Source organism: Streptomyces sp. NPDC056948, assembly GCF_042674225.1.
Taxonomy (GTDB): Bacteria; Actinomycetota; Actinomycetes; order Streptomycetales; family Streptomycetaceae; genus Streptomyces; species Streptomyces purpurascens.
Window position 1 is genome coordinate 1 of the sequence record NZ_JBHUQX010000505.1, and the last position, 6081, is coordinate 6081.

Below are 6081 nucleotides of genomic sequence, written 5' to 3' on the forward strand. Positions count from 1 at the left end.
GAGTCGACCGCAAAGGAAAAGGTAAATGCTCAATTCGAAGATGATCGCGGCGGCAGCGGGAATTCTGGGGAGCTTCGCTCTGATCGGTGTCGGCGCCGCCCAGGCCTCCGCCCTCGGCGACTCCGGCAAGTGCGTCGACGACGGCAACGGTCAGGTTCGCTGCGTGGAACTGAGCCAGTACACGTACACCACCGACAATGGCGGCAAGGTCACCGTCGTCAACGACTCGACGCAGGACTGCCCGACCTCGCACAGCCAGGTCTCCTGCACCAGCAGCACCGTCGTCCCCGGCAAGAGGGCCTGACTCCCGCCGAGTCCGAGGCGCCGTGTCCGCGTCGGCGCCCCTCGCGTGAGTCCACTCGTACGGCGGAGGATGGCCGGGACCCGATACCGGGTCCCGGCCATTGTTGTGTCCGTATTCCGAGCTGTACGGGCGTCAGGGCAGCCGGCGCACCGGCGCTCCCGCGAGAAACGCGCGGATGTCTTCCACCGCCTGGCCGTAGTACGTCGTGTAGTTGGCGTCGGAGACGTAGCCCAGATGCGGGGTGGCGAGGAGGCGGGGGGCGGTGCGCATCGGGTGGTCGGCGGGCAGGGGCTCGATGTCGAAGACGTCGATTCCGGCGCCGGCGATCCGGCCCTCGTGCAGGGCGGCGAGGAGGGCCTCCTGGTCGACGATGGCCGCGCGCGAGGTGTTGATCAGATACGCGGTCGGCTTGAGGAGCGCGAGTTCGGCGGGCCCGAGCAGCCCGCGGGTGCGGTCGCTCAGCGCCAGGTGGACCGAGACGAAGTCGCTGCTCGCGAGGAGGTCCTCCCGGGAGGGGGCGAGTTCGACGCCGATCTCGTCGGCGCGCTCCTGGCCGAGGTTCTGACTCCACGCGCTGACGTGCATGCCGAAGGCGAGGCCGACCCGGGCCACGCGGCTGCCGATCTTCCCGAGGCCGAGGAGCCCGAGGCGACGGCCGTGCAGGTCGGCGCCGACGGTGGACTGCCAGGGGCCGCCCGAGCGCAGGGCGTTGCTCTCCTCGACGAGACCGCGGGCGAGGCCGAGCAGCAAGGCCCAGGTCAGCTCCACGGGCGGGGTGGAGGAACTGGCCGTCCCGCACACGGTGACGCCGTGCTTCTCGGCGGCCGCGTAGTCGATGACCGAGTTGCGCATGCCGGAGGCGACGATCAGTTTCAGCCGGGGCAGGCGGGCGATCAGCGACCCGGGGAACGACACGCGCTCGCGCAGGGTCACCACGATGTCGAACTCGGCCAGGGCGGCGGCCAGGGCGTCCTCGCCGTCCAGATGGGTGTCGAAGGACACGACCTCCACCTCGCCCGAGATCGCCGACCAGTCGACGACCTCGGTCGCCACCTTCTGAAAGTCGTCCAGCACAGCACAGCGCAGCCGCACGTCGCTTCCTTTCCACGGCCCATGGTCGGGAGACCGACTCTATGCGGGACGACTGTCAGTGGGGCCGTGGGGCCCTTGCGCATCCGCTATCCGCTTATCCGCTACGCGCGGCGGCCGGCTCGGCAGCATCTGACGGCCGAGGCGCTTGGCCACAACCACTGTGCAGGGCGGCTTTCCCCTTGGGGACGCGCTGGACGTGCAGCCGCGGGCTCACACCTGAGGGATCGACGCAGGTGAACCAGGAATCTCGCCGCTCAGGTGGCTGCGGTGACGGGCGGTGGGTGTCCGCGACCGGGAGTGGAACCACCTTGGCCTCCGGCGCAGGGCAGGATCTAGGGCCGCGATACGAGCTGGTGGCATGCAGTTCGGCCTTTTGGCCAACGAAACGAGATGCCGTGCCGGGCGTCGAGGGCGTCAAAGGACTTCGACCTGTGATCATGGGGCGTTCATTGAAAGTGGTCGACGAGAAGTTCCTGGTCGCGGTGCCGAAGCGTCGCCGCCGTGGGGCGCTGGTGGGAACACGCTGTAGGTGATCTGATGAACTGGTTGACCTCGCTGCCGGCGGTGGTGCTGGTTGTGGGCGGGCTTTTACTTGCCCTACTGGTCGCGGCTGCGGCGCGCATCGGCGTCCGGATGCTTGTACCCGTTGGGGAACGGGATCGGGTGCCGCAGATCGCCACACCTCTGATGCCGACACTCGGTGCTGCCTTTGCGATCTTTGCGGCACTCTCACTGGCCAGCGAGGCCGGCTACCTGCGTGCAGCCGAGGGGTTGGTGAGTGACGAGGCGGCCGCGGCCTCCCGCTTGGCATGGGCGGCGACAAGTCCGCGAGTCCAGTCGGAGCCGATCCATGCGGCGATTCTGGATTACCTACAGACCACGCGTGCCAGGGAATGGAGGGGCACAGCAGCGGCGTCCGGTGATGACCCGGCCACCGCTCGCGCGATCGCACGGATGGAGCGGAGTGTTCGCGCCGAGGCGGCCCGGCCCGAGGTGGGAAGTGCGGCAGGGACGGAGTTGCTGTCTTCCCTGGACGGTGTCACCAGTAGTCGTCGCGCCCGCGTCGCGGCCGCCTCGCGTGATGTTCCGTCGCTGTACGTCGTCACGCTTGTGGTCAGCGGACTGGCCTTGATCGTGAACTCCGGCGCCCTGGTCTTCCGCAGCAGCCTGCGAACGTCGCTGCTCATCGTAGGCGTTGCGAGTGTGGTCGGGCTGAGCCTGGCGTTGCTCTTCGCACTCAGCGCGCCATGGGGTGGACCGTTCATCGTGAGTGGGCATCCACTCAACGCCGTCATCGGGGACCTGAAGTCCGGCTTCTTCGAGGGGCAGTAGGGGGCGGGCGCGAGTCGGGGTGGCGGGATCGAACCCACGATCGGGCTGCCCTGGACAAGCCGGGAGGCCTGCTGGCCGTCGAGTGACACGGTCGTTGCCGTCAGCGCTGGCGTCAGAGACGCGAAACGCCCAGGAGGGGATGACCCCTCTGGGGCGTTTGCGCTGGTAGGAGTGGCGCCCCCGGCAGGACTCGAACCTGCGGCCAAGCGCTTAGAAGGCGCTTGGTTTGTCTCGTCTAACATCGCTGCTGACCTGCTTCTCTTCAGGCGTTGGGCGTCTCTTCGATCGGCCTTCGACACGCATTCGACTTCGACAGGGGGCTGGGACAGGGTTAGTGACGGTTGATCGGGATCTCGTAGACGATCTCGCAGTGAGCTGCGGGCACCACGATGTCCGCCGTCTCCACGGGCCGCCCGTCGTCGCTGTAGTACGTCCGCCGGATGTGCGTCACGAGTGCGGCCTTCTGGATACCGAGTAGTGATGCCTCCTCGGCGGTCGCCTGCCTCGGCTCCGGCTGCTCGACTGAGTGGCTGACGGTGACGCCGATCGCGGCCATGCGGTTCACGACTCCAGCCCCGGCGTGCGGCCCACCCTCGGGGAGGACGACGAGCGTGCCGGCGGTGAGGTCGTAGGGCTCCCAACTCGTCGACAGTTGCACCGGCCTGCCATCGGCCAGGAACTCGTACGCCGTCCGGACGCACAGGTCGCCTTCGGCGATGCCGAGCCGTCCAGCGATGTCCGCTGGAGCCGGCACCTTGGCCTCGGTCCGGCTCTCCCAGTCCCCTTGCCTGCCCACGGCCTTCATGTCTGCCCGGAAGGGCGATCCGCTGGGCTGCTCCCGGGCTGATGACCGGACGACCCGGACCCGCTGTCGGGGCTCGGCGACGTACGTGCCCGAACCGGCGCGCCCTTCAAGCACACCCTGGGAAATCAGCAGCTCCTGAGCTCGGCGGACGACGTTCTCGCCCACTCCGCACTCCTGGCCGATCTGGGCGCGGGACGGCAGGCGGTCACCGGGTTCCCACACGTGCTCCGCGATCCGCCGCCGGAGCTCGTCGGCGATACGGAGGTAGGGCGGCTGCTCAGACATATGGAAAATCTAGTCCACTAGCTCTAATCTAGTTAACTAGCTTCACTGAAAGTGATCGCCGGTGACGGAGGCTGCCCTGTGCCCGCTTCGGGAGTTCGCGCGGCGGCCATCGCTGCCCGGCTGTCAGACCTCGGGCTTCCCGCACGCGTTGAGGAGCGCGACCGGTACGCGTCGGTCCAAGCGGAGGTGCCGGAATCGCTCTCCGCCGACATATGGCGGGAGGTCCTGGAAGTGGTGGCGGATGCCGATCGATTCGGGCTCCTCGCCACCAGCCTGAACGACCGCACCCTCTGGGCGGTCGTAAGCAAAGCGGTCCCCACGACGGGCGATGTCGGGGGACCGAGCCATCAGCGATAGGAGCTGAGCAGCATGCTCAACCGTGTCCGCCGTGCCGCCTCGCTTGCCAGAGCGCGGTACTTTCCCAAGGGCAGGCACCGCCGTCCCTTACGGCTGTCCCGGCCTCTGGCGACCCCCGTTCTCCCTGCGTCCGCTGACGCGTCGACGGTCTTCCCGAGCCGGTCTGCCGACACCGCGAGTCACCGTCACCCGCTCGCGGGGGAGGACAACGCGCTTGTCCGCCCCTACGTGCTGGTTGGGGAGAGGCGAGTGCAGCCGCGCGAGGTGGTAGTCGCTTCGCATCTGACCGCTGAAGCCTGGTCGTCCCTAGTGGGGGTCAGCTGATGACTCCTCGCCAACAGCCCCGCATCATTGAGGCTTCGGTCGTTCCTTACTGGTCGACCGACTGCATCATCGGCACGCATCTTGCTTGCGCGGAGTCCTCCCCGGTCTCGGCACCGATCGACCTGCCGGTGGTCGTCGAGACATGCGCCTGCCCGTGCCACTCGGCGCCCCACCACCCCACGCGTGCGGAGGCGGAGCGGTGAGCGGCTGGGCCGGCGGCGCGCTGGCATCCAACGTCGAGGTCACCGCGACCACCGTGCAGCGCGGCGACGTCATTCAACTCGGCGGCACGGCATGCCGGGTGAGCGACCTCATCCAGCTACCCCAAGGCGGTAAGCAACTCCTCTTCGAGTCCGGCGAGCTGCTGACCATACACGCACGAACCCGCCTCGCCGCCGTTCGTATGCAGAGAAGGCGGTGATCGGGTTCGTGCCTTCACGCCGTCATGAAATCGCCAAGGATCTGCGGCACCAGATCACGACCGGCCGCATCAAGCCGGGCGAACGTCTTCCGTCAGAAGCCGGCCTGGCCGACCGATACAAGGTCAGCACGGTGACACTGCGGAGAGCCCTCGCCGTGCTTCAGGGAGAAGGCCTCGTCGAGAAGATCCACGGCAGGGGGAACTTCGCTCGTCGTCCGGCCCGCAAAATCCTCTACGTCGGAGGATGGGGAACGTTGGACCCGTGGACCGCGGCGGAAACGGCCCTGCACGTCACCGTTCGCACCGACACGGTCCCGGCACAAGGGCACCTGACGACCTTGCTGGCAGTGCCGACGGGCAGTCCTCTCACGGAGTTCGTCTGCATCAGCCACGAGGGGGAGTCGCCGCACGGATTGGCCCGCATCTACATCCCGCGCGACCTGGCACCGGCCGGAGTGCTGGTCGACGACTCCTCGTGGCGGGAGACGGCCACGCGCTTTGCCGTTCTGAGCTCGCCGCCGGCGGTTGTCCGCGAAACGGTATCTGCCCGCCCACCATCACCGGACGAAGCATCGGCCCTCCGGATCGGCTCTGCCATGGCAGTCCTCGCCATCACACGCATCGCGACTGACACGACCGGGCGAGTCGTCGAGGCCGCGCTTCTGGTGTTCCCGGGGGACGGCGTTGACGCCGTCTTCACCACTCACCAAGTGACCGACGAGAGGCAGAAGCAAGGATGACGGCATCGAACGAACTGCGGCTGCTCCCGTGGTCGGGCCCGGAGGGCAAGCCCTGCTACCTGAGCACCGACGCCAGCGGCGGCTATATGGCCCGCCTGGCAGACAGTATCGAAGCGGTGCAACTGGGCACGGCAACCGAGCTGCTGGAGGAGGCCTCAGATACCCTCGTCGACCAGGAGGCAGGCCTGGAAGACCTGCGCTGGTTGGCGAAGGAACTGACCGGGGCTTTGCGGGACGTGATCCGCGTCGCGACCAGCCGCGGGTACCTCCTATCGGGGAGCGGAACTCACCGCTCCTAGGCAGCGGCCGCAAACTGCGCCTGCCTTGGACAAACGCCAGTCCCGGTCGGGGGAGACCCGTTGATGTACCAGGGTCTCTCCTCCATCACGTCATGCGGGCCAGAGCGGGTAGCGCTCTGGCC

8 protein-coding genes are annotated in these 6081 nt (G+C 68.0%); 6 read left to right on the forward strand and 2 right to left on the reverse strand.

Features of this window, described 5'->3' with window-relative positions:
• Positions 1-25 precede the first annotated feature (25 nt).
• Entirely contained in the window at positions 26-304 is a 279-nt protein-coding gene (locus ACFTZL_RS39545; protein WP_382593738.1) for a hypothetical protein, read from the forward strand.
• A 132-nt stretch (positions 305-436) separates the two neighbouring features.
• Here the strand turns inward: ACFTZL_RS39545 and ACFTZL_RS39550 are convergent, their stop codons facing one another.
• Positions 437-1396: a D-2-hydroxyacid dehydrogenase family protein gene (locus tag ACFTZL_RS39550; protein WP_382593741.1), complete on the reverse strand. Its 960-nt coding sequence runs from the start codon at positions 1394-1396 to the stop codon at positions 437-439.
• Between the two features lie 537 nt (positions 1397-1933).
• Between ACFTZL_RS39550 and ACFTZL_RS39555 the strand changes: the two genes are divergently transcribed.
• Positions 1934-2728: a hypothetical protein gene (locus ACFTZL_RS39555; RefSeq protein WP_382593744.1), complete on the forward strand. Its 795-nt coding sequence runs from the start codon at positions 1934-1936 to the stop codon at positions 2726-2728.
• Positions 2729-3059: 331 nt separating this feature from the next.
• Here the strand turns inward: ACFTZL_RS39555 and ACFTZL_RS39560 are convergent, their stop codons facing one another.
• Complete coding sequence (locus ACFTZL_RS39560; protein WP_382593750.1) at positions 3060-3818, reverse strand: GntR family transcriptional regulator; 759 nt, start codon at positions 3816-3818, stop codon at positions 3060-3062.
• A gap of 78 nt (positions 3819-3896) precedes the next feature.
• Between ACFTZL_RS39560 and ACFTZL_RS39565 the strand changes: the two genes are divergently transcribed.
• The 4 genes from ACFTZL_RS39565 to ACFTZL_RS39580 all read left to right on the forward strand — a co-directional run bounded on the left by ACFTZL_RS39565 (position 3897) and on the right by ACFTZL_RS39580 (position 5959).
• Entirely contained in the window at positions 3897-4175 is a 279-nt protein-coding gene (locus ACFTZL_RS39565) for a hypothetical protein (RefSeq protein ID WP_382593762.1), read from the forward strand.
• Positions 4176-4698: 523 nt separating this feature from the next.
• Entirely contained in the window at positions 4699-4920 is a 222-nt protein-coding gene (locus tag ACFTZL_RS39570; RefSeq protein ID WP_382593753.1) for a hypothetical protein, read from the forward strand.
• Positions 4917-5660, forward strand: a complete 744-nt coding sequence (locus ACFTZL_RS39575; RefSeq protein ID WP_382593756.1) for a GntR family transcriptional regulator — start codon at positions 4917-4919, stop codon at positions 5658-5660. Before ACFTZL_RS39570 ends, ACFTZL_RS39575 begins: the two co-directional genes overlap by 4 nt.
• On the forward strand, positions 5657-5959 hold the full coding sequence (locus ACFTZL_RS39580) for a hypothetical protein (RefSeq protein WP_382593759.1): 303 nt from the start codon (positions 5657-5659) through the stop codon (positions 5957-5959). Before ACFTZL_RS39575 ends, ACFTZL_RS39580 begins: the two co-directional genes overlap by 4 nt.
• The last annotated feature ends 122 nt before the right edge of the window (positions 5960-6081 follow it).

Bases quoted from the DNA above. Each gene is read 5' to 3' on its own strand.
- ACFTZL_RS39545 (WP_382593738.1), top strand. From the start codon at position 26: ATGCTCAATTCGAAGATGATCGCGGCGGCAGCGGGAATTCTGGGGAGC.
- ACFTZL_RS39555 (WP_382593744.1), top strand. From the start codon at position 1,934: ATGAACTGGTTGACCTCGCTGCCGGCGGTGGTGCTGGTTGTGGGCGGG.
- ACFTZL_RS39560 (WP_382593750.1), bottom strand. From the start codon at position 3,818: ATGTCTGAGCAGCCGCCCTACCTCCGTATCGCCGACGAGCTCCGGCGG.
- ACFTZL_RS39580 (WP_382593759.1), top strand. From the start codon at position 5,657: ATGACGGCATCGAACGAACTGCGGCTGCTCCCGTGGTCGGGCCCGGAG.